21 protein-coding genes are annotated in these 19,939 nt (G+C 66.7%); 18 read left to right on the forward strand and 3 right to left on the reverse strand.

Annotated elements, in window-relative coordinates; all coding sequences use genetic code 11:
* Positions 1–64: 64 nt before the first annotated feature.
* The 3 genes from NWE53_RS20350 to NWE53_RS20360 all read left to right on the forward strand — a co-directional run bounded on the left by NWE53_RS20350 (position 65) and on the right by NWE53_RS20360 (position 3,113).
* Positions 65–760: a class I SAM-dependent methyltransferase gene (locus NWE53_RS20350; RefSeq protein ID WP_320109523.1), complete on the forward strand. Its 696-nt coding sequence runs from the start codon at positions 65–67 to the stop codon at positions 758–760.
* Positions 761–905: 145 nt separating this feature from the next.
* On the forward strand, positions 906–2,096 hold the full coding sequence (locus NWE53_RS20355; RefSeq protein ID WP_265051169.1) for a GGDEF domain-containing protein: 1,191 nt from the start codon (positions 906–908) through the stop codon (positions 2,094–2,096).
* 87 nt (positions 2,097–2,183) lie between these two features.
* Positions 2,184–3,113 (forward strand): glutaminase, encoded by a 930-nt coding sequence (locus tag NWE53_RS20360; protein WP_265054966.1) that lies wholly within the window; start codon positions 2,184–2,186, stop codon positions 3,111–3,113.
* A gap of 127 nt (positions 3,114–3,240) precedes the next feature.
* Here the strand turns inward: NWE53_RS20360 and NWE53_RS20365 are convergent, their stop codons facing one another.
* The 3 genes from NWE53_RS20365 to NWE53_RS20375 all read right to left on the reverse strand — a co-directional run bounded on the left by NWE53_RS20365 (position 3,241) and on the right by NWE53_RS20375 (position 6,627).
* On the reverse strand, positions 3,241–4,863 hold the full coding sequence (locus NWE53_RS20365; protein WP_265051170.1) for an ABC-F family ATP-binding cassette domain-containing protein: 1,623 nt from the start codon (positions 4,861–4,863) through the stop codon (positions 3,241–3,243).
* A gap of 125 nt (positions 4,864–4,988) precedes the next feature.
* Entirely contained in the window at positions 4,989–5,462 is a 474-nt protein-coding gene (gene ybaK, locus NWE53_RS20370; RefSeq protein ID WP_265051171.1) for a Cys-tRNA(Pro) deacylase, read from the reverse strand.
* 142 nt (positions 5,463–5,604) lie between these two features.
* On the reverse strand, positions 5,605–6,627 hold the full coding sequence (locus tag NWE53_RS20375; RefSeq protein WP_265051172.1) for a SphA family protein: 1,023 nt from the start codon (positions 6,625–6,627) through the stop codon (positions 5,605–5,607).
* 172 nt (positions 6,628–6,799) lie between these two features.
* Here NWE53_RS20375 and NWE53_RS20380 point away from each other — a divergent pair, with 172 nt between their 5' ends.
* From NWE53_RS20380 to NWE53_RS20450, 15 genes are all read left to right on the forward strand, one after another.
* Complete coding sequence (locus tag NWE53_RS20380; protein WP_265051173.1) at positions 6,800–7,045, forward strand: hypothetical protein; 246 nt, start codon at positions 6,800–6,802, stop codon at positions 7,043–7,045.
* Between the two features lie 193 nt (positions 7,046–7,238).
* The gene (locus tag NWE53_RS20385; RefSeq protein WP_265051174.1) at positions 7,239–8,006 is read left to right on the forward strand and encodes a hypothetical protein; all 768 of its coding nucleotides are present in this window, start codon (positions 7,239–7,241) and stop codon (positions 8,004–8,006) included.
* A 111-nt stretch (positions 8,007–8,117) separates the two neighbouring features.
* Positions 8,118–9,716 (forward strand): arylsulfatase, encoded by a 1,599-nt coding sequence (locus tag NWE53_RS20390; protein WP_265051175.1) that lies wholly within the window; start codon positions 8,118–8,120, stop codon positions 9,714–9,716.
* Positions 9,717–9,989: 273 nt separating this feature from the next.
* On the forward strand, positions 9,990–10,913 hold the full coding sequence (locus tag NWE53_RS20395) for a polyphosphate kinase 2 family protein (RefSeq protein WP_265051176.1): 924 nt from the start codon (positions 9,990–9,992) through the stop codon (positions 10,911–10,913).
* On the forward strand, positions 10,906–11,865 hold the full coding sequence (locus NWE53_RS20400) for a formylglycine-generating enzyme family protein (protein WP_265051177.1): 960 nt from the start codon (positions 10,906–10,908) through the stop codon (positions 11,863–11,865). The genes NWE53_RS20395 and NWE53_RS20400 overlap by 8 nt, the downstream gene beginning before the upstream one ends.
* 62 nt (positions 11,866–11,927) lie before the next feature.
* Positions 11,928–12,197, forward strand: coding sequence for a hypothetical protein (locus tag NWE53_RS20405; protein ID WP_265051178.1), 270 nt, complete (start codon positions 11,928–11,930; stop codon positions 12,195–12,197).
* Between the two features lie 207 nt (positions 12,198–12,404).
* Positions 12,405–13,385, forward strand: a complete 981-nt coding sequence (locus tag NWE53_RS20410) for an AAA family ATPase (RefSeq protein ID WP_265051179.1) — start codon at positions 12,405–12,407, stop codon at positions 13,383–13,385.
* Between the two features lie 11 nt (positions 13,386–13,396).
* Positions 13,397–14,398, forward strand: a complete 1,002-nt coding sequence (locus NWE53_RS20415; protein ID WP_265051180.1) for a DUF58 domain-containing protein — start codon at positions 13,397–13,399, stop codon at positions 14,396–14,398.
* Entirely contained in the window at positions 14,395–14,877 is a 483-nt protein-coding gene (locus NWE53_RS20420; protein WP_265051181.1) for a DUF4381 domain-containing protein, read from the forward strand. The genes NWE53_RS20415 and NWE53_RS20420 overlap by 4 nt, the downstream gene beginning before the upstream one ends.
* A 2-nt stretch (positions 14,878–14,879) precedes the next feature.
* Positions 14,880–15,896, forward strand: coding sequence for a VWA domain-containing protein (locus NWE53_RS20425; RefSeq protein ID WP_265051182.1), 1,017 nt, complete (start codon positions 14,880–14,882; stop codon positions 15,894–15,896).
* Positions 15,893–16,810, forward strand: coding sequence for a VWA domain-containing protein (locus tag NWE53_RS20430; RefSeq protein WP_265051183.1), 918 nt, complete (start codon positions 15,893–15,895; stop codon positions 16,808–16,810). The genes NWE53_RS20425 and NWE53_RS20430 overlap by 4 nt, the downstream gene beginning before the upstream one ends.
* Positions 16,807–17,448 carry a tetratricopeptide repeat protein gene (locus tag NWE53_RS20435; RefSeq protein ID WP_265051184.1) on the forward strand — a complete coding sequence of 214 codons (642 nt, stop codon included), beginning with the start codon at positions 16,807–16,809 and terminating at the stop codon, positions 17,446–17,448. Before NWE53_RS20430 ends, NWE53_RS20435 begins: the two co-directional genes overlap by 4 nt.
* Positions 17,445–18,710 carry a BatD family protein gene (locus NWE53_RS20440; RefSeq protein WP_265051185.1) on the forward strand — a complete coding sequence of 422 codons (1,266 nt, stop codon included), beginning with the start codon at positions 17,445–17,447 and terminating at the stop codon, positions 18,708–18,710. The genes NWE53_RS20435 and NWE53_RS20440 overlap by 4 nt, the downstream gene beginning before the upstream one ends.
* 28 nt (positions 18,711–18,738) lie before the next feature.
* On the forward strand, positions 18,739–18,999 hold the full coding sequence (locus NWE53_RS20445) for a DUF3302 domain-containing protein (RefSeq protein WP_265051186.1): 261 nt from the start codon (positions 18,739–18,741) through the stop codon (positions 18,997–18,999).
* Positions 18,996–19,937, forward strand: a complete 942-nt coding sequence (locus tag NWE53_RS20450; RefSeq protein ID WP_265051187.1) for an HlyD family secretion protein — start codon at positions 18,996–18,998, stop codon at positions 19,935–19,937. The genes NWE53_RS20445 and NWE53_RS20450 overlap by 4 nt, the downstream gene beginning before the upstream one ends.
* Positions 19,938–19,939: the final 2 nt, after the last annotated feature.

Consider the following 19,939-nt stretch of genomic DNA (forward strand, 5'->3'; position numbering starts at 1 on the left):
TACGTCGCTTGCCGCTCGCCTCGGGCAGTCCCGTGTAGCGTCGCGGATCGAAGGCGAAATGCGGGTGACGGCCGCCGACCTCGTCGACAGCGTCGCCGAAGCCAAGCTCAAGGTGGCGGCTGTCCGCTACAAGGTCGAGAGCGAGGTCCGCAGCACCGCCGAGAAGTTCAAGAGCCGCGTCAGCGAGGCCAAGGCGAAGCTTGGCGATGAGGCCCGCTTCATCAAATCCTGGATCGACGATCCACGCCGCACGGGTTCGGTGACGCCGTCGAGCCCGGCGCTCGCGCGGCGGATGGCATCCTTCGTCGATCCGGAACAACCCGGCCCGGTCATCGAGATCGGCCCCGGCACCGGCCCCGTCACCGAGGCGCTGATCGAGCGCGGCATCGACGAAAGCCGTCTGATCCTCGTCGAATTCAGCCCGGAGTTCTGCGAGCTCCTGCGCCGGCGCTTTCCACGCGCCACCGTTGTGGAGGGCGATGCCTATGCGCTCGCCGCCACGCTCTCCGGCCATCTGCACGAGAAGGCGATCGCGCTCGTCTCGAGCCTGCCGCTGTTCAACCGCCCCCCGGCCACGCGCTCGGCGCTGGCCCGCGAGGCGTTCCCCCTGCTCGTTCCGGGCGCGCCCTTCATCCAGTTCACCTATTCGGTGATTTCGCCGATCCCGCGCAAGGGCTCGGGCCTCAAGGCGTTCGTATCGGACTGGGTGCTGCGCAACATCCCGCCCGCGCGCGTCTGGGTTTATCGTCAAAATCGCTGAAGATATGAGCTTTCGGCATCCCTGCGTTGCAGGCCGGGCGTGATTCGCGCGGCTTTCCTCACCGAATCGTAATACCTCCCTGCTACGCAGCCCTTCGCGACCGGCTGCCCCGATGGCCTGTTCGCCAGAGGAGCCGGATCAGCCGATGAGTGCCCCAGTCCTCCGTTTCAGCCTGCCGCGCTGGCGCGTGACGCGCTGGCTTGCGGATGCTGGTCCGGATGTTCCGCCGGAGATCCGGGTCGCGCTGGTGGGCAGCCTCTACGGCACGCTGCCGATCTTCGCAGGCGGCGTGATCAATTCGCTGGCGGTCTCGTTTCTGATCACGCTGCGCATTCCGACCCTGCCGTTCATGCTCTGGTGCGCCTTCGAGGTCATCTGCTGCTTCGTGCGCCTGCTTGTCCTGGTGAGCGCACGCGGCCGCGCGGCCCGTGGCGACTCGACACCGACGGATTTCTATCTCCTGCTCGGCATCGCCTGGGCGGCCGGCATCGGGGCCGGGACCTTCCTCAGCCTGACGAGCGGCGACTGGGTGGCCGCGGCGCTCGCCTGCCTGTCCGCCGCCGCGATGGTCGGCGGCATCTGCTTCCGCAATTTCGCCGCGCCGCGCATGGCCGGCGTGATGATCGTGCTGACGCTCGGGCCCTGCGTGCTGGCGGCGCCGTTCCTCTCCGAGCCGATCATGCTGATCACCTTCATGCAGATCCCGTTCTATCTCTTCAGCATGACGGTCGCGGCCTACAAGCTGAACGCGATGCTGATCTCGACGATGCGGGCGGAGCGCGAGAACGCCTTCCACGCGCGGCATGACATGCTGACGGGGCTGTCGAACCGGGCCGGGCTGGCGACAGCCTTCACCAGCAGGTTCGAGAGCGAGGCGGCGCCGCGCGGGCTTGCCCTGGTCTATCTCGACCTCGACGGCTTCAAGGCCGTCAACGACAGCTACGGGCACATGGCCGGCGATGCCCTGCTCCAGCTCGTGGCCGACCGTCTGCGCGGCCTCGTCCGCGCTTCCGACATTGCAGCCCGTATCGGCGGCGATGAGTTCGTCGTCCTCTCCGAGCAGACCGAGCGCGTCCAGCTCCAGCGCTTCGGCGAGCGGATCGTGCGCGAGATCTCCGAGCCCTATGAGCTCGACAGCGGGCACAAGCTTCACATCGGCGCCTCGATCGGCATTGCGCTCGCCCCCGAGCATGGCCGCGACATGAACAGTCTGATGACGGCGGCCGATGCCGCGCTCTATCAGGCGAAGTCGCGCGGCAAGTCGCTCTGCATCATCGCCGCCCAACGCCCCGCGATCGACGGTGGCCCGTCAGGTGGGGCGCTCCGCCTCCATTGATGATTGATGTCCATCGCCTGTTCCGCCGGGCTTGACCCGCCGGCCCGCTCGGGCTTGCCTGAAGCGCGCAACAGCCGGGATCGCAGCGTGACGGATATCGGGCGGCTCGTCCGCGACATTGCCGACGAGATGCGCGACGCCGGCGAGCGCGGCGAGGTCGCGACCTATATCCCGCCGCTCGCCCGCATCGATCCCCACCAGTTCGGGCTCTGCGTCGTCACCGCGGATGGCGAGGTTCACGCTGCCGGCGACAGCGACGAGCCCTTCTCGATCCAGAGCGTCTCCAAGGTCTTCGCGCTGACCCAGGCGCTCGGCAAGGTCGGCGATACGCTCTGGCGTCGCGTCGGGCGCGAGCCCTCCGGCACGCCGTTCAATTCGATCGTCCAGCTCGAGCGCGAGCAGGGCGTGCCGCGCAACCCCTTCATCAACGCCGGTGCGCTGGTCGTCGCCGACGTCAATCTCGCTGGCCATGAGCCGCGCGTCGCCATCGGCGAATTGCTGCGCTTCGTCCGCTATCTCGCCGACGACGACGCGGTCATCATCGACGAGGCCGTGGCGCGGGCCGAGCAGGCCACCGGCTTCCGCAACATCGCGCTCGCCAACTACATGAAGGCCTTCGGCAACATCACCCATCCGCCGGAGCTGACGCTCGGCGTCTATTTCCACCAATGTGCCATCGCCATGAGCTGCCGCCAGCTCGCCATGGCCGGGCGTTTCCTGATGCATGGCGGGCTCTACGAGCCGGGCGGCTCGCGCGTGGTATCGGCCCAGCGCGCGCGCCGCATCAACGCGTTGATGCTGACCTGCGGCCATTACGACGCCTCGGGCGATTTCGCCTTCCGCGTCGGCCTGCCCGGCAAGTCCGGCGTTGGCGGCGGCATTCTCGCCATCGCGCCGGGCAAGGCCGCGATCGCGGTCTGGTCGCCCGGCCTCAACGCCAACGGCAATTCCCTGCTCGGCACGCTGGCGCTGGAACGTCTTGCGGACGCCACCGGCTGGTCGGTCTTCGCCCGGTAGAGGGAAGGCTCGTCATGCTCGGGCTTGACCCGAGCATCTCGGGACGCGGAGGCTCGGGAGCCTTTTCTTGAGGGAGATTCTCGGGTCTGCGCTTCGCTTCGCCCGAGAATGACGGCGTGCTTTCCCCTCAGCTCCGCAATCCCGGCGCTTCCTGCCCGGTGCGGGCGACGTATTCCGTGTATCCGCCGCCATAGGCGTGGACGCCTTCCGGCGTCAGTTCCAGAAGACGGTTCGACAGCGCGGCCAGGAAATGGCGGTCGTGCGAGACGAACAGCATCGTGCCCTCATATTGCGAGAGCGCGGTGATCAGCATCTCCTTGGTCGCGATGTCCAGATGGTTGGTCGGCTCGTCCAGCACGAGGAAGTTCGGCGGGTCGTAGAGCATCATCGCCATGACCAGGCGCGCCTTCTCGCCGCCGGAGAGCACGCGGCAGCGCTTCTCGACATCGTCACCGGAGAAGCCGAAGCAGCCTGCCAGCGACCTGAGCGAGCCTTGGCCCGCCTGCGGGAAGCGGTCCTCCAGCGCCTCGAACACCGTGCGCTCGCCGTTGAGCACCTCCATGGCATGCTGGGCGAAATAGCCGAGCTTCACGCTGGCCCCGATGTTGACGATGCCGGTATCGGGCTCGGCCGTGCCGGTGACGAGCTTCAGCAGCGTCGACTTGCCGGCGCCGTTGACGCCGAGCACGCACCAGCGCTCCTTGCGCTGGATCTGGAAGTTCAGCCCGTCATAGATGCTCCGGCTGCCATAGGCCTTGTGCACGTTCTTGAGGCTGACGACGTCGTCGCCTGAGCGCGGTGCGGGCTGGAATTCGAAGGCGACGGTCTGGCGCCGCCGCGGCGGCTCGACACGCTCGATCTTGTCCAGCTTCTTGACGCGGCTCTGCACCTGCGCGGCATGGGAGGCGCGCGCCTTGAAGCGCTCGATGAAGGCGATCTCCTTGGCGAGCATCGCCTGCTGGCGCTCGAACTGCGCCTGCATCTGCTTCTCGGCCAGCGCCCGCTGCTGCTGGTAGAACTCGTAATCGCCCGAGTAGCTGGTCAGCGCGCCGCCATCGATCTCGACGATCTTGCCGACGATGCGGTTCATGAACTCGCGGTCATGCGAGGTCATCAGCAAGGCGCCGTCATAGCCCTTGAGAAAGGATTCCAGCCAGATCAGGCTTTCGAGGTCGAGATGGTTCGAAGGCTCGTCGAGCAGCATCGCGTCGGGCCGCATCAGCAGGATGCGGGCGAGCGCGACGCGCATCTTCCAGCCGCCGGAGAGCGCGCCGACATCGCCCTCCATAATCTCCTCGCTGAAGCCCAGCCCCGCCAGAACCTCGCGCGCCCGGCCGTCAAGCGCATAGCCGTCGAGTTCCTCGAACCGGCCCTGCACCTCGCCATAGCGGGTGATGATCTCCTCCATCTCGTCGGCCCGGTCGGGATCGACCATCGCCGCTTCGAGCTCGGCGAGCTCGGCCGCGACCGTGCTGACCGGGCCGGCGCCGTCCATCACCTCGGCGACCGCGCTGCGGCCGGCCATCTCGCCGACATCCTGGCTGAAATAGCCGATGGTGGTGCCGCGATCGATCGAGACCACCCCTTCGTCGGGCGCCTCCTCGCCGGTGATCATCCGGAAGAGCGTGGTCTTGCCGGCGCCGTTGGGGCCGACCAGCCCGACCTTCTCGCCCTTCAGAAGCCCTGCCGAGGCTTCGATGAAGACGATCTGCTTTCCGTTCTGCTTGCTAATGTTCTCGAGGCGAATCATGGAGTTGGGAAACCTTGAAGCGTGTGCCGGCCGCCCTTCTCGCAATGACGGGATGGCGATCTGATCTGTCTGGAAAGCGCTCTACGCGATCACGGAGAATGGGGAAAGGCGGCGCGAGGCCGCGATCAGACTGAAATGGCAGCGCTACGAGCACCCGCCGCGCTCAGGAGATCGGCGGGCGCAAGCGCGATCTGCAGGCCACGCTGTCCGCCATTGACGTAGACCAGCGTCTCGCCCGAGGCGGCTTCGTCCACGATCGTCGGCAGCTTGCGCTTCTGGCCGAAGGGGCTGACCCCGCCGACCTTGTAGCCGGTCAGGCGCTCGGCATCCGGCACCGGCATCATCGCCGCCGCCTTGCCGCCGAAAGCCGCCGCGACCTTCTTCATGCTGGCCTCGCGGTCGGAAGCGAGCACGATGCAGACCGGCTTGCCGTCGACCTGCGCGATCAGCGTCTTGAGCACGCGCTGCGGCGGCTCGCCCAGCGCCTCCGCCGCCTGCAGCCCCACGCGTTCCGCGTTGGGATCGTAGGCATAGCTGCGCAGTTCGAACGCGATGCCGAGTTGCTTCAGCGCCAATGTGGCGGGTGTCGTCTGGGCCATGATCTCGCGGCTATCGGGGCTTCCGGCAAAACCGGCACGGCGGTCGTCGCCGTCGCCATGGGAGCCTGATAGCCATTCGCCGGCCGCCCGAAAAGGGCCATGCTTCAAGCTGATGCCGACGCAGCCTGAGCGACGGGCGCGGTTAGTACTTCACCACGCGGGCGCCGGGGACGGGTTCCGGAGGTGGCGCCGCCTGCGCGACATGGCCGAGCGGGAAGGCGACGCTGACCAGTCCGATCGTCCCTTGCGGCCGATTTTCGACGCTGACTTCGCGCAGGATCTTGAGGCGCGTCGAGACAGGCGTCCCGGCGACGACGAAGGTATAGCCGATCGAGCCGCCGATTGCCGTCGTGCGCCCCTTGTAGGGCCCGAGGGAGGCGCCGGCACCGCTATCCGCCGTGACCTGCTGATAATGCGAGACCTGGGCGCCGACCGTCAGCTCCTTGGTGAGCGAATAGGTGACGGCGAGGTCGCCATGGACCGCATTGCCGCTCTTGTAGTCGGTATCGTCGTTCTTGCCGTTGATCTCGAAGCCGACGGCGCCCGAGATGTCGAGGCCGATCTTCGGGTCGAACCAGGTTGCCGCCGCGTAGAGATCGCCGATCCAGCGATTGAACGACAGGTTGGACAGCTGGCCATCCTGATAGGTGCCGGAAGGAATGTTGACGGCGGCGCCGACCTGCCAATGGAAGTTGCCGGCATGCCAGCCGACGAAGCTCGTCATGACGGGATCGCCGAACAGGAATTCCGAATCCCGCAGCTTCACGCCGAACCCGCGGCCGAGACGAGGCGCGGCGATCAGCGCTCCCGCGCTGACGCGCGGCTGGCCGAAAGGCAGGGTGACGGCGAAGGCCAGGTTGCCGCCGAGAATCTCGACAGGCGTGACCCAGGTCGGCGTGGCGAAGTTGACGCGCGCCTGGACCTTGACATTGGTGAGGACGGAGCCGCCAATCTGCGTCTGCGTGCTTGCCGAAAGGCGTCCTGAGTACGAATAGAAGTCGTTCTCGAAGTAGAAGCCGGGTGGCGGGACGATGCCGGCGCCGGGGCCGCGAAGTCCGGGAACGAAAAGGCTGGCGCCGCTTTCGGTGGCGAAGACCGCATCGGGAACGGCACCGACAGCAACCCATGCCGTTGCTGCGAAGACAGCCGTACCTATACGCCGCATGATTGATGTCCCTGACCCCTCATGCGGACGCTGGACCGATTTGCTGGGGTCGTCAAAGCGGCCTGACGATTGCTGCAGGCGAAAACAGGATTGTTACGGTTACATGGTGTCCCGACGGCGAGGACTGGAGTCACACTATTCATGTGTCCGTTCGTCTGATGAAAGCGTGGCGATGGAAAACGCGCAGAGACGCGGCCTGGCTCGCCTGATGCTCCGGTGGCCACAAAAGCGCCCAGCGCTCAAGGCTCGGTTCGGCAGCGATGCGCGGCTTGCGGAGTTGTGCGAAGCCTATGAAGTCGCCTGCGAGGCGGCTTCCTACTGGGACAAGTCTCCGTCGCCCGCTGCCCCCGAACGGGCGCAAGAGTATCGCTCGCTGATGGTCGCGACAGAGCAAGATATCCTGAAGCGAATTTCTTAAGGTCGTCGGGAATCGCGAGTGTGCCATGCGTCTTCAGGCTTGCTGACACGGCCAACTGCACGTCATACTTGGAACAGCGTACATTATATCGACGTGGTTTCGGTCCAGCGGCGAGGACGAAGCGATGCGCGAGAGCTTGAACAGCAGGCGGGAACCACCGGGGGCCGAACAGGTCTTCGGAGCTCTCGAACGATTGCTGACTTCCGATGAACTGCGTCTTTCGGAGCGCAACCGGCGCTTCCTGTCCTTCGTGGTGACGCAGGCCATCAGAGGCACGGCGGATCGCATCAAGGCTTATACGATCGGCGTCGATGTCTTCGGACGCGATGAAGCCTTCGATCCGGCGACGGATCCGATCGTCAGGATCGAGGCGACACGCTTGAGAGCGGCCCTGGCATCCTATTACGAGCAGGTGGGATCTGAAGCGGCGGTCAGGATTTCGCTTCCCAAGGGCAGTTACGTGCCGGCATTCGACTGGGCTGCCTTGGCGCACGGCGCGGAGGCCGGCGGGGATCTCGCCGAGAAGAGGGCCGGCATGCCGCTGCTCTCGGCGCAAGTGATCGTTCAGGATCATACCGGGCGGGGCAATGAAGACATGGCGGCACGCGCCGAGCTGTTCGTCGATGCGCTCGCGATGACGCTGCAGAAGGCTTCCTTCACGGTCCATGTCGTGCCGCCGGAGGAGCGCCGTGCGGCCGCCGACGCGATCCAGGCCATCTACTGTGCGCCGCATGAGGCGCTTTCGCTCGATATCGCGGTTCGCCCCGTCGATGCCAAGATGCGTTACTCCTGGCGCCTGGGCGATCTCGCAACAGGCGAGGTCCTGGCCACCAGCTTCCGCGACTACGTGGTCGCGAGCGCATCCGGCTATGAGGGCGTCGACGATCTGGCCGCCGACGCGACCAGCGCCATGTCCGCGGCCATCGGCCTGCGCCAGCGCGCACAAGGCCGGGTTCCGTAACCGTTACAGGCTTAAGCCCCAAATTGGTCCATGCAATGCTCGGCGGCGTGCGCGGACGAACGCTGTGTCAGCTATGTCTCCACGGTTGCAATGTGAAACCAGGAGCATTTCATGGAACGCCATAAATTCCTGGCCGCGGCAGCACTGGCTGCCGTCCTGGGTCTCTCGGGGGGCGCGGCGAAGGCTCAGCAGCCCGCGCCTGCATCGGCGCCCAGCCGGCCGAACATTCTCGTGATCTTCGGCGACGACATCGGCCAGTCGAACATCAGTGCCTACACGCAGGGGTTGGTCGGCTACAGAACGCCGAACATCGACCGGATCGCCAAGGAAGGCATGATGTTCACCGATTATTACGCGGAGAACAGCTGCACGGCGGGACGCTCTTCCTTCATCACGGGGCAGACGCCCAAGCGCACCGGTCTCACCAAGGTCGGCATTCCCGGCGCGCCGGTCGGCCTGCAGGACCGCGACATCACCATTGCCCAGGCGCTCAAGGCCCGCGGCTACGCGACCGGGCAGTTCGGCAAGAACCATCTCGGTGACCGCGATGAATACCTGCCGACCCGGCACGGCTTCGACGAGTTCTTCGGCAATCTCTACCATCTCAATGCCGAGGAGGAGCCCGAGCGGCCGTACTGGCCAAAGCAGGACACGGCCTATGTCAAGGCCAACTCGCCGCGCGGCGTGCTCAAGGCCTCTGCCGACGGCAAGATCGAGGATACCGGCCCGCTGACCAAGAAGCGGATGGAGACGATCGACGACGAGACGACCGCGGGCGCAATCGATTTCATGCAGCGTCAGGTCCGGGCCAACAAGCCGTTCTTCACCTGGATGAACACGACGCGCATGCACGTGTTCACGCATATTCGCGAAGCCAACAAGGGCAAGAGCGGCATGCCCGGCAACGACTACGCCGACGGCATGCTCGAGCACGACGAGGATGTCGGCAAGCTGCTGAAGGCGGTCGACGATCTTGGCATTGCAAGCAACACCATCGTCATTTACGCCACGGATAACGGTCCGAACCGATTCTCCTGGCCGGATGCGGCGACCTCGCCGTTCCGCAACGAGAAGGATTCGAACTGGGAAGGCGCCTTCCGCGTGCCGGCCATGGTCCGCTGGCCTGGAAAGATCAAGCCGGGCGAGGTCTCCAACGAGATGTTTTCAGGCCTCGACTGGTTCCCGACCCTGCTCGCTGCGGCCGGCGACACGGACGTCAAGGAGCGCCTGCTCAAGGGTACGAGCGTCGAGAACAAGACCTTCAAGGTCCATCTCGACGGCTACAACCAGCTGCCCTACCTGACCGGCCAGCAGCCGAAGGGCAACCGCACCGACTTCGCCTATTTCAACGATGACGGCGTGCTCGTCGCCTATCGCCACGAGAACTGGAAGGCCGTGTTCTGCGAGATGAAGTATCCCGGCGGCTTCGACGTCTGGAAGGAGCCCTTCGTCTGCCTGCGCGTGCCGAAGATCTTCAACCTGCGCATGGACCCCTTCGAGCGCGCCGACATCGTCTCGGACCAGTACAATGCCTGGCTGGTCGACAACGTCTATCTGGCCGGCTGGCTGGTGACCAAGGCGGCCGGTTTCCTCGAAACCTTCATCGAATATCCGCCGAGCCAGGAAGCGCCGAGCTTCTCGATCGATCAGGTGGCGCGCGACGTGGAGGCGAAGATCAAGGCCAATGCCGCCAAGGCTGCTCCCAAGTAGCGAGACGCACAAACCCGGTCGGCGCACTCCGCCGACCGGGCCCTTGCCCGAATTGGCCTCGTTTACCGACGGGTGCTCCGTTGGCTCATGACGTTTCTCCTCCGGATGTCGCGGCTTTTCCTGAGGGGCCATCGCCCAAGCTGAAGCCGGATCGAAGAGCTTCTTTTTCTGCACGGGAAGGTGGAAGATCGGAGATGCTCAGCCGGAAGATGTCGAGCGGGATGCCGACGCATTGCAACGGTTGCCGGAACCCTGGATTGGAAGGCTCCCGCGATGCGGCCGGATGACATCATCGAGCGCTTCCGGGTGACCGACGGAGACGGCTTCCGCCTGAAGCGTTTCGACCCCGCCGATACCTGCGGGCTCGATATCGACAAGGACGCGGCGAAGCAGCTGCTGCAGGACGGCGTGAGGCGCCTGCACGAGTTGCAGGAGCGGCTCTATGCCGGCAGGCGCTGGTCCGTGCTCATCGTGCTGCAGGCGATCGACACCGCCGGCAAGGACGGCACGATCGAGCACGTCATGTCCGGCGTGAACCCGCAGGGCTGCCGGGTCACCTCCTTCAAGGCGCCGAGCCAGCTGGAGCTGAGCCATAACTTTCTCTGGCGCGCCACCTGCGCGCTACCGGGGCGCGGCGAGATCGGCATCTTCAACCGGTCCTATTACGAGGAGGTCCTCGTCGTCCGCGTCCATCCCGAGCTGCTGAAGAAACAGGGGCTGGCACCGAAGCTGATCGGCAAGGACGTCTGGCAGCAGCGTTTCAAAAGCATCCGCGAGTTCGAGCACCACCTGACGCGAAACGGGACCATCATCCTGAAATTCTTCCTTCATCTCTCGAAGGACGAGCAGCGCCGCCGCCTGCTGGAGCGGATCGACCAGCCCGACAAGAACTGGAAGTTCGATCCCGCCGATATCGCCGAGCGCCGCCACTGGGACGCCTATCAGGCAAGTTATGAGGAGGCCATCGCCAGTACCGCGACCAAGACGGCGCCCTGGCATGTTGTTCCCGCCGACAACAAGTGGTTCACTCGGCTGTTCGTCGCCGCCGCGATCGTGGAGTGTCTGGAAAAGTGCAAGCTCAAATTCCCGAAGGTCGATGACGACGCGCGCGAGGCGATGGCGCAGGCTCGGAAAGAACTTCTGGCCGAGGGCGATCTCGGCGGGAGCCGCCTGAAGAAAGGCCGAGACGATGGTTGACGCTGCGATTCTGGACGTGCCCGCTGCGACCGAGGGGATGATCCGCATTGCCGGCGGCACCTTCCATATGGGGTCGGGCAAGCATTATCCGGAGGAGGCGCCGAGCCATCGCGTCAGCGTCGACCCGTTCTGGATCGATGCGACGCTGGTCACGAACCGGCAGTTCCGGTCCTTCGTCGAGGCGACCGGCCATGTCACCTTCGCCGAGATCGCGCCGGACCCGAAGGATTACCCGGGCGCCCTCCCGCATATGCTGCGGGCGGGATCGCTGATGTTCGATCCGCCGTCGCATCCCGTCGATCTGCGCAACTGGGCGCAGTGGTGGACGTTCAAGTTCGGCGCGACCTGGCGCAAGCCCTACGGTTCGGGATCCTCGATCAAGGGCATGGACGACCATCCCGTCGTCCATGTCGCCTATCGCGACGCCGAGGCCTATGCGGCGTGGGCCGGCAAATCGCTGCCGACCGAGGCGGAGTGGGAATTCGCCGCCTGGGGCGGGCGAGAAGACGCCGAATTCGCCTGGGGCGACGAGCTCGTGCCGGCCGGCCGTCACATGGCGAATATCTGGCAGGGGAATTTCCCCAGCGAGAACACCAAGGATGACGGCTGGGCCCGCACCTCGCCTGTCAAGGCGTTTCCGGCGAACGGCTATGATCTCTACGACATGATCGGCAATGTCTGGGAGTGGACAGCCGATTTCTGGTCGGTGCGCCATCAGGCCGACGCACCCAAGGCCTGTTGCGTGCCGCAGAACCCGCGCGGGGGGCCGGAGGCCGAGAGCTACGATCCCCGCCAGCCGACGATCCACATTCCCCGCAAGGTACTGAAGGGCGGCTCCCATTTGTGCGCGCCGAGTTACTGCCGGCGCTACCGGCCGGCGGCGCGCCATGCCGAGCCCGTCGACACCTCCACCAGCCATGTCGGTTTTCGCTGCGTGGTCCGCGAGCGCTGATGTCTCGGAAGTCGATCACCAACCACGGACAGCGAAGAGGACGGCGCAAGCCGAAGGCCGCAATGACCCAGATCAGCAAGACGAAACGCTTCGCCCTGCTCGTGCTCATGGTCCCCGCATTCGTGCTGGGCGCCTGCACGACGCAGGATGCGGCCTCGCCGCCGCCGGAAACGCAGCGGATCGTGACGTCCACGCCTACCCAGCGCAGTTATCTCGATGCCGGCCCGGCGCCGGCACGGGGTGGTGGCCCGAACTATGTGCAGGCTGGTCAGAACAGTTTCGCGCGCCAGACGGACAGCTTCGGCAACGATGTCGTTCCCAGGATTCCGTGAGAGCCCTCGCATCCGTGTGCCAGCACGCGTGGCGCCTCTGTAGGCGTTTACGGTTACGCGCTTGACGAGGACGGAGAGGGCGCGCATCGCCGGCTTGCCATGAGATGGCCTGCCCGGCTCCCGTCCTCACGGCCGTAACGGTTACAAGGCTGACTTGATCCGGGGTTCCGTCACACTCCGATCCCAGCCACAGTCGAGGGTCGGGCAATGGATGAAGCGGGGCAGGCCGCGCGCGATGCATTGAAAGAGCTGCAGAGCCGGATGAACCAGGACATCATCGGGCAGGAGCGTGTGGTCGAGCGCATCGTCATCGCGTTGCTCGCCAACGGCAACGTGCTGCTGGAAGGCCTGCCCGGCCTTGCCAAGACGCGGGCGATCAAGAGCCTGTCGCAGAATCTGGAATCGGATTTCAGCCGTATCCAGTTCACGCCGGACCTGCTGCCCTCGGACGTGACGGGCGGCGAGATCCTGCGCGCCGACGGGCAGTTCGAATTCCGCAAGGGGCCGGTCTTCGGCAATCTCGTCCTGGCCGACGAGATCAACCGTGCCCCGCCCAAGGTTCAGTCGGCCCTCCTCGAGGCGATGGAGGAGCGCCACGTCACCGTGGCCGGCAAGCGCTACGACCTGCCGCCGCTCTTCATGGTCCTCGCGACGCAGAACCCGATCGAGCAGGAGGGCACCTATCCATTGCCCGAGGCGCAGATGGACCGCTTCCTGATGCATGTGCGCATCGATTATCCCTCCGATGCCGACGAGGTGAAGGTGATGCGGCTGGTTCGCGCGGAAAGCGTTACGGCAGGCAGCCCCGCCGCGGCTCCCGCGCTGATCCCGCAGCAGGTGGTCTTCGACGCGCGCACGGAAATCGATCGCGTGACGACGAAGGATGTCGTGGAGACCTACATGGTCGGGCTCGTCGCGGCGACGCGGCGGCCGGCCGAATTTGGTGATCGTCTCAAGAACTGGATCGCGGTCGGCGCCAGCCCGCGCGGCTCTCTCGCGCTCGATAAATGCGCCCGCACCTATGCCTGGCTGCAGGGGCGCGACTACGTCACGCCGGAGGATGTGCAGGCCGTCGCGCATGATTGTCTGCGCCACCGGATTTCGCTCGGCTACGAGGCGGGCGCCGAGGGCGTCAGCGCCGATGCGGTTCTCGACGAGGTGCTGAAACAGGTCGCCGTTGCGGCGTAGCGAGGCGCGTCATGGCGTTGATGCGGGAAAGAGCGAGGACGGAAGGGCCGGCTCCGGCTGCGGGCGCCCGCGCTTTCGCCACGCTCGACGACCTCCTTCGTCTCAAGCATCGCGCCCGCGGCTTCAGCTTCCTGCCGCGCCAGCCGGTGCACAGCCTCCTCGCTGGGCGCCACGCCTCGCGTCTGCGCGGGCGCGGCCTGAATTTCGAGGAGCTGCGGCACTATTTCGAGGGCGACGATACCCGCACGATCGATTGGCGCGCGACGGCGCGGCTCGGCAGCCCGCATGTCCGGGTCTATTCCGAGGAGCGCGACCGGCCCGTCATCCTGCTCGTCGACCAGCGCAGCACGATGTTCTTCGGCAGCCGGCGCGCGATGAAATCGGTTGCGGCGGCGGAGGCTGCCGCGCTTGCCGCCTGGCGGGTCACCTCGCTTGGCGATCGTGTCGGGGCCGTGGTCTTCAACGATGATGGGGTGGTGACGGTCAAGCCGCAGGCGCGCGACCAGGGCGTCGTGCGCGTTCTGAGCGAGGTCGTCAGGCAGAATGCGGCGCTGGAACACGCGCCAGTCTCCGATCAAGGGGCAGGCCGGCTCAACGAGGCCCTGAGCGCGGCCGCGCGCATGGTGGCGCATGACGGCCTGATCTGCATTATCTCCGACCTCGATGGCGAGAATGACGAGACCCGCCGGCTGGTGACCCGGCTCTGCGCCCATAACGACGTCCTCGCCGTCTTCATCCAGGACCCGCTGGAGCAGCAGCTTCCGGATGTCGGGCGGGCAACGTTTAGCTCTGGGCAGGCGCAGATCGAGGTCGACGCCTCCGGCGCATCCCTGCGGCAACGCTTCTCCGATGAAAGGGCAGCATGGCGCGCCCGGTTGGCGGAGCTCTCCCGCAGCCGCGCCATCCCGGTGCTGGCGATCTCGCCCGACCGTGACGTGGCCGATCAAATGCGCGAGCTGATCGGCCGGCGCCAGGCACAAAAGCTCGCGAGCGCCAGCGGGAGGGCGCCATGAGCGCCGATCCCGGCGACCTCGCCAATCTCGCCGATCTGGCGCTGCCTCCGGCGATATCCTTCTGGCCGCCGGCCGCCGGCGTCTGGATCTTGGGCGGTGCGACTGCTGCCGCGCTGGCGGTGGCAGGCTGGCGTGCATGGGAGCGCTATCGCGCCGACGCCTATCTCCGTCGCGCCGCCGCGGAAATCGACTCGGCGGCGCTTGCTGGCAATGCGCCCGGCGCCGTTTCGGCCGTACTGAAGCGCGCCGCGATGGTCACCTATGGGCGGGAGCGTGTAGCGTCCCTGACGGGGCCGGCCTGGACGAGCTTCGTCGTCGAGACGGCGCCTGCCGGCGAAACGATGACGGAACTGACCAGCAGCCTGCATGGGCTGTTTTCGGCAAACGCTTCTTCATCCGCACAGGACCCTGCTGCGTTGGCTGCTCAAGCCAAGGTCTGGCTGCGGGGCCAGCGCGGCCGCGTTTCAGGGCGGAGGTGACGATGCTCTCCTTCGCTCATCCGTGGGTCGTTCTGCTCGCTCCGCTCCCGCTGCTCGTCTGGTTCGCGCTGCCGGCCCATGCGGAGCGGCGCGCCGGTCTGCGCGTGCCCTTCTTCGACAGGCTGGCAAGGCTGAGCGGGCAGCAGCCCTATTCCGGCGGCGTCGTCGCGCGGCGCCATCTCGGCCGTCTGCTGGTCCTGGCGCTGGTCTGGCTGATGACCCTGGCGGCGCTGTCCCGGCCGCAATGGATCGAGCCGCCTCTGCATCGCGACGTGCCCACCCGTGACCTGCTGGTCCTCGTCGATCTCTCCGGCTCGATGGACACCAAGGATTTCGTCGATGCCTCCGGCAAGACCGTGGACCGCCTGACGGCTGTGAAGCAGGTGCTCGACGACTTCCTCTCGCGCCGCAAGGGCGATCGCGTCGGCGTCGTCGTCTTCGGCGATGCGCCTTTCGCGCTGGTGCCCTTCACCACCGACCTGGAGCTGTGCCGCGCGATGTTGCGCGACACCGATGTCGGCATGGCCGGGCCGCGCACGGCCTTCGGTGACGCCATCGGCCTCGGCATCGGGCTGTTCGCCAAGAGCACGGTCAAGGCCAGGACGATCATCGCCCTGACCGATGGCAACGACACCATGAGCAAGGTCCCGCCCGCGGAGGCCGCGCGCGTCGCCAAGGACAAGGGCATCGTGATCCATACCGTCGCGGTCGGCGATCCGCAGGCGGCTGGCGAGGACAAGCTCGACGAGGCCGCGCTGAAGGAGGTCGCGGACACGACCGGCGGCGGCTTCTTCCGCGCGCTCGACCGCACCCAGCTCGCCGACATCTATCGCCGCCTCGATGAGATCGAGACCCGCCATATCGATACGGTGAGTTTCCGCCCGCGCCGCGACATCTTCTGGGTGCCCATCGCCGCGATGCTGGTGCTCACCATGCTCGCGCAGTCATTGTTCATCTGGCGCCGGCATAGGCGCAGCCCAGCCCCGGAACCGCAGGCGATTGCGGGAGCGCCGCGATGATGGGCGCGCTCGCCGCTTTCCATTTCGAGCGGCCGCTCTGGCTGCTGGCGCTGCTTCCTGCGGCCGCGCTCTGGCTGATCCAGCGCCGCCACTCCGACACGCTGCAGCAATGGCGGCGCGTGATCGACCCGGCACTGCTGTCCCATCTCATCGTCGGGACCGACCAGCATAGGCGCGTGACGCCGTCGGACTGGCTGTTCCTGGGCTGGATCATCGCGGCAATCGCCGTCGCCGGCCCGGCCTGGCAGCGCGAGCCATCGCCCTTCGCCGACGCCAAGCCCGCCGTCGCGGTCGTGCTCAAGGTCGCGCCTTCCATGCTGACCGGAGACCTCGCCCCGACGCGACTCGACCGCGCGCGGCAGAAGCTTGCCGATATCCTGGCCGCGCGCGAAGGGGCTTCGACGGCGCTCGTCGCCTATGCCGGCTCGGCGCATCTCGTCCTGCCGGCGACGCCGGACAGCGCCGCGGTGCTCGATCTCGCCAAGGCCCTCTCGCCGCGCATCATGCCGAAGGAGGGGGAGGATCTCGCCGGGGCGCTGGCGCTCGCGAGGCGTGCGCTCGCAGGCAGTGCCGATGGCGGCTCGATCCTGGTCATGGCGGATACAATCGCACCCGAGGCGGTCGCCGATCTGGCCCGGACCAAAGGTCCCGGCGTGACGTTGCTCGCATTGGTAGCGCCGGGGATCGATGCGAGCGGCGTGGCGGAGGCTGCGCGGGCGATCGGGGCCGTGACGATCGCGACGACGCCGGACCAGACGGACGTCACCGCCGTCGTGCGCCGTCTCGACAGCCGGGATGTGGCGGCGAGCATCACGGGGGAAGGGGAGCATTGGCGCGAGGCCGGCTACTGGCTGGTCCCGTTCCTCGCTCTACTGTCCCTGTTGTGGTTCCGGCGCGGATGGGTGCTGGCATGAGAAGCGCCCGCCCGCTGCCATCATCCCCCTACATCCTCATCGCCGTCGCGACGGTCCTCGCATTGCTGGCCGCGAGCTACCGGCTCGGCTGGCGCGATCTCTGGCTGACGCCGGATCAGCGCGGGCGGATGCTTCTGGGCGAGAATCGGCCGGCCGATGCGGCGCGAGCCTTCCGCGATCCGCTCTGGCGGGGCATCGCGCTGTTCCGCGCCGGGGATTTCAAGGAGGCCGCCCAGGCCTTCGCGGCCCGCGACACGGCTGAAGGCGCTTTCGACCAGGGCAATGCGCTGGTGATGCTCGGCCAGTACGACGATGCGATGAAGCGCTACGACCGGGCGCTCGCCTTGCGGCCCGGCTGGCCGGTGGCGCTCAACAACCGCGAGATCGCGCGCATTCGCGCCGAGCGGAAGAAAACGACGGGTGGCGATACCGGTAATACCGACACGAAGGCCGATGAGATCGTCTTCGACAAGACGAAGAAAGGCGGGGAGGATTCGACGGTCGAAGGCGAGAAGCCGATGTCCGACGAACAGGTCCGCGCCCTCTGGCTGAAGCGCGTCCAGACGCAGCCAGCCGACTTCCTGCGCGCCAAGTTCGCCTATCAGCTGCAGGCGCAGCCGGGCGGGACGGCGCCATGAGGGTGGTCCTGGCGCTCCTGCTCGTTCTTCTCCCGGCCCTCGCGCAGGCGCAGGCTCCCGCAGGCGAGCCGGTCATCCGCACCATGCTCGATCCTGCGCAGGGCGCCGTCATCGGCCAGCCCGTGCGATTGAATGTCGAGGTTCTCTTCCCCGGCGAGATGCTTCACCCGCCGCGCGTCGCCGTTCCCGAGGCCGCCGGCGCGCAGATCCTGCGTTTCGAGACGCAGGCGACGACGATGCGCGAGCGGATCGGCGAGCAGGACTATGTCGGCCAGAGCTTCGAATTCGTGCTGTTCCCGCGCCGCGGCGGAGCGATCGCCGTTCCCGCGCCGAGCGTGACGCTGCTCGATCGCAGCGGCGAGCCGGCGGGTTCCGCGAAAGGCGAACCGACGCGCATCGACGTGACCGTGCCGCCCGGCATCGACCCGTCGGGCCCGGTGCTGGCTGCCGACCGCGTCGATGTCGAGCAGAGCTGGTCGCCCAATCCCGCGACGGCGCAATTCAAGCCGGGCAGCGCACTGGTGCGGCTGATCCGGCGGCAGGCCGATGGCGTGCCCGCGCTCGGGATGGCCGAGTTCCACTTCGCCGCTCCGGAGGGCGTGCGTATCTATGCCGATCCGCCCGTGGCGGAGGATCGCAGCAATCGCGGCAATGTCGAAGGGCACCGCACGGACAAGGTCACCTATGTCTTCGAGAGGGCCGGAAGCTATGAGCTCCCGGCGCTCTCCCAGCCCTGGTGGAACCTGTCGGACAAGCAGGCGCGGATGGAGACCTTGCCGGGTGTCGCGGTGACGGTCGCTGCGGCCCCCGCTGCCGGCCGGCCGGATGCGCAGAAGCGGTGGCCCGGGCTGGCCTGGCTCGCCGCTGCCCTCGTGCTCGCCATTCTGGCCGCTGTTCTTATTGTCCTTCGCCCGAAGCTTTCGGCTCTCTGGCAGCAGGCGGTAATGCGCCATCGGTCGTCCGAGGCTGCGGCGCGTCGCGAATTGCTGCGCACAGCCAGGGCCGGGGATGCCTCGAAAACCTATCAGGCGTCCTCGCACTGGCTCCGCCGCTTGCCACCCGACGAGCAGCAGCGTGTGCGGTCGAGCGCTTTGGCTCCCGCCTTGGCCCGGCTCGAACGCGCTTTGTTCGGCGCGGGCCCGGCCTGGGACCGGGCGGCGGGAGCCGCCTTCGCCAGCGCCGTGACCACCTTCCATCGTCAGAATCGATCGCCGCCTCATCGGGTGGTCGAGCCGCTGCCGCCGCTCAATCCGATCGCCTGAAGGGCGTGCAGGGACGACAGGGGAAGACATGTCCGGTCTCGATATCTTCGCATGGATCGTTCTGGTGGTCCTCGCCTCCAGCACGGTCTTTGTCGTCGTCTTCATGGCGATGTGGCCCGGCATGGTCGCGCGGCGGCGCAATCATCCCTGGGCCGAGGCGGTTTCGATCGGCGGCTGGGTCACGCTCTTCCTGGGCTTCGTGCTCTGGCCGGTCGTGCTGATCTGGGCCTATGTCGATGTACCGGCGAGGCCGGGCCACTCGTCCTCCGGGACGGAGGCGGCGCGATGATAGTCGTTCTGCTCAACTTCTATCTCGCCCTGCTCTTCATCCTGGTGAAACTCAGGGTCGTGCCCTTCAATATGTTCTGGAAGGTTTCGCCGGTCCTCGTCCTGCTGCTTCTGCTCATTGGTCTATTCATCCCTATGAACTGGGGCGCTCCTCAGGGCAGCGTGCTGGTGGTGCGCAACTCGGTCGCGATCGTGCCCGACGTCGCCGGCGAGGTGATCGAGGTTCCCGTCCAGGCCAACCAGCCATTGAAGACCGGGGATGTGCTCTTCCGCATCGATCCGACGCCGTTCCAGGCCCAGGTCGATGCGATCCAGGCGCAGCTCAAGCTTCAGGAGACGCGTCTCTCCCAGATGACCCAGCTCCAGACCCAGGGCACCGGCCGGGCTTTCGACGTCGAGGAACGTCAGGCTTCCGTCGATCAGCTGCGGGCCCAGCTCGAAGGCGCCAAGTGGAATCTGGAAAAGACGACGGTGCGCGCGCCCGCCGACGGCTATGTCACCAATGTCGCGCTTCGGAAGGGAGCGCGCGTCGCCAGCCTGCCGCTCTCGCCGGTCATGGCTTTCATCGACACCGCCGATACGATCGTCGGTGTCGAGATCAACCAGACCGATGCGCGTTATCTCGCGCCGGGACAGCCGGTGGAGCTGACCTTCAAGATGACGCCGGGAACGGTGCAGACCGGCAAGGTGGAGAGCATCCTGCAGGCGGTATCCACCGGGCAGGTCCACACCTCGGGGGCAGCGGTGACGCCGGGCGCCATCCAGGCGGCTCCCTTCGTGGTGCGCGTGAGAATCGACGATGCCGCCTTCGCCCGGTCCCTGCCGGCGGGCAGCATCGGCGCCGCCGCGATCTTCACCGACCGGGTGAAGGCCGCTCATGTGATCCGGAAGGTCCTCCTCCGGCAGATCGCCATCACCAACTACATCAACCCCTTCTGAGG

Origin of the sequence: Bosea sp. NBC_00550, from assembly GCF_026020075.1 — a bacterium.
Classification (GTDB): Bacteria; Pseudomonadota; Alphaproteobacteria; order Rhizobiales; family Beijerinckiaceae; genus Allobosea.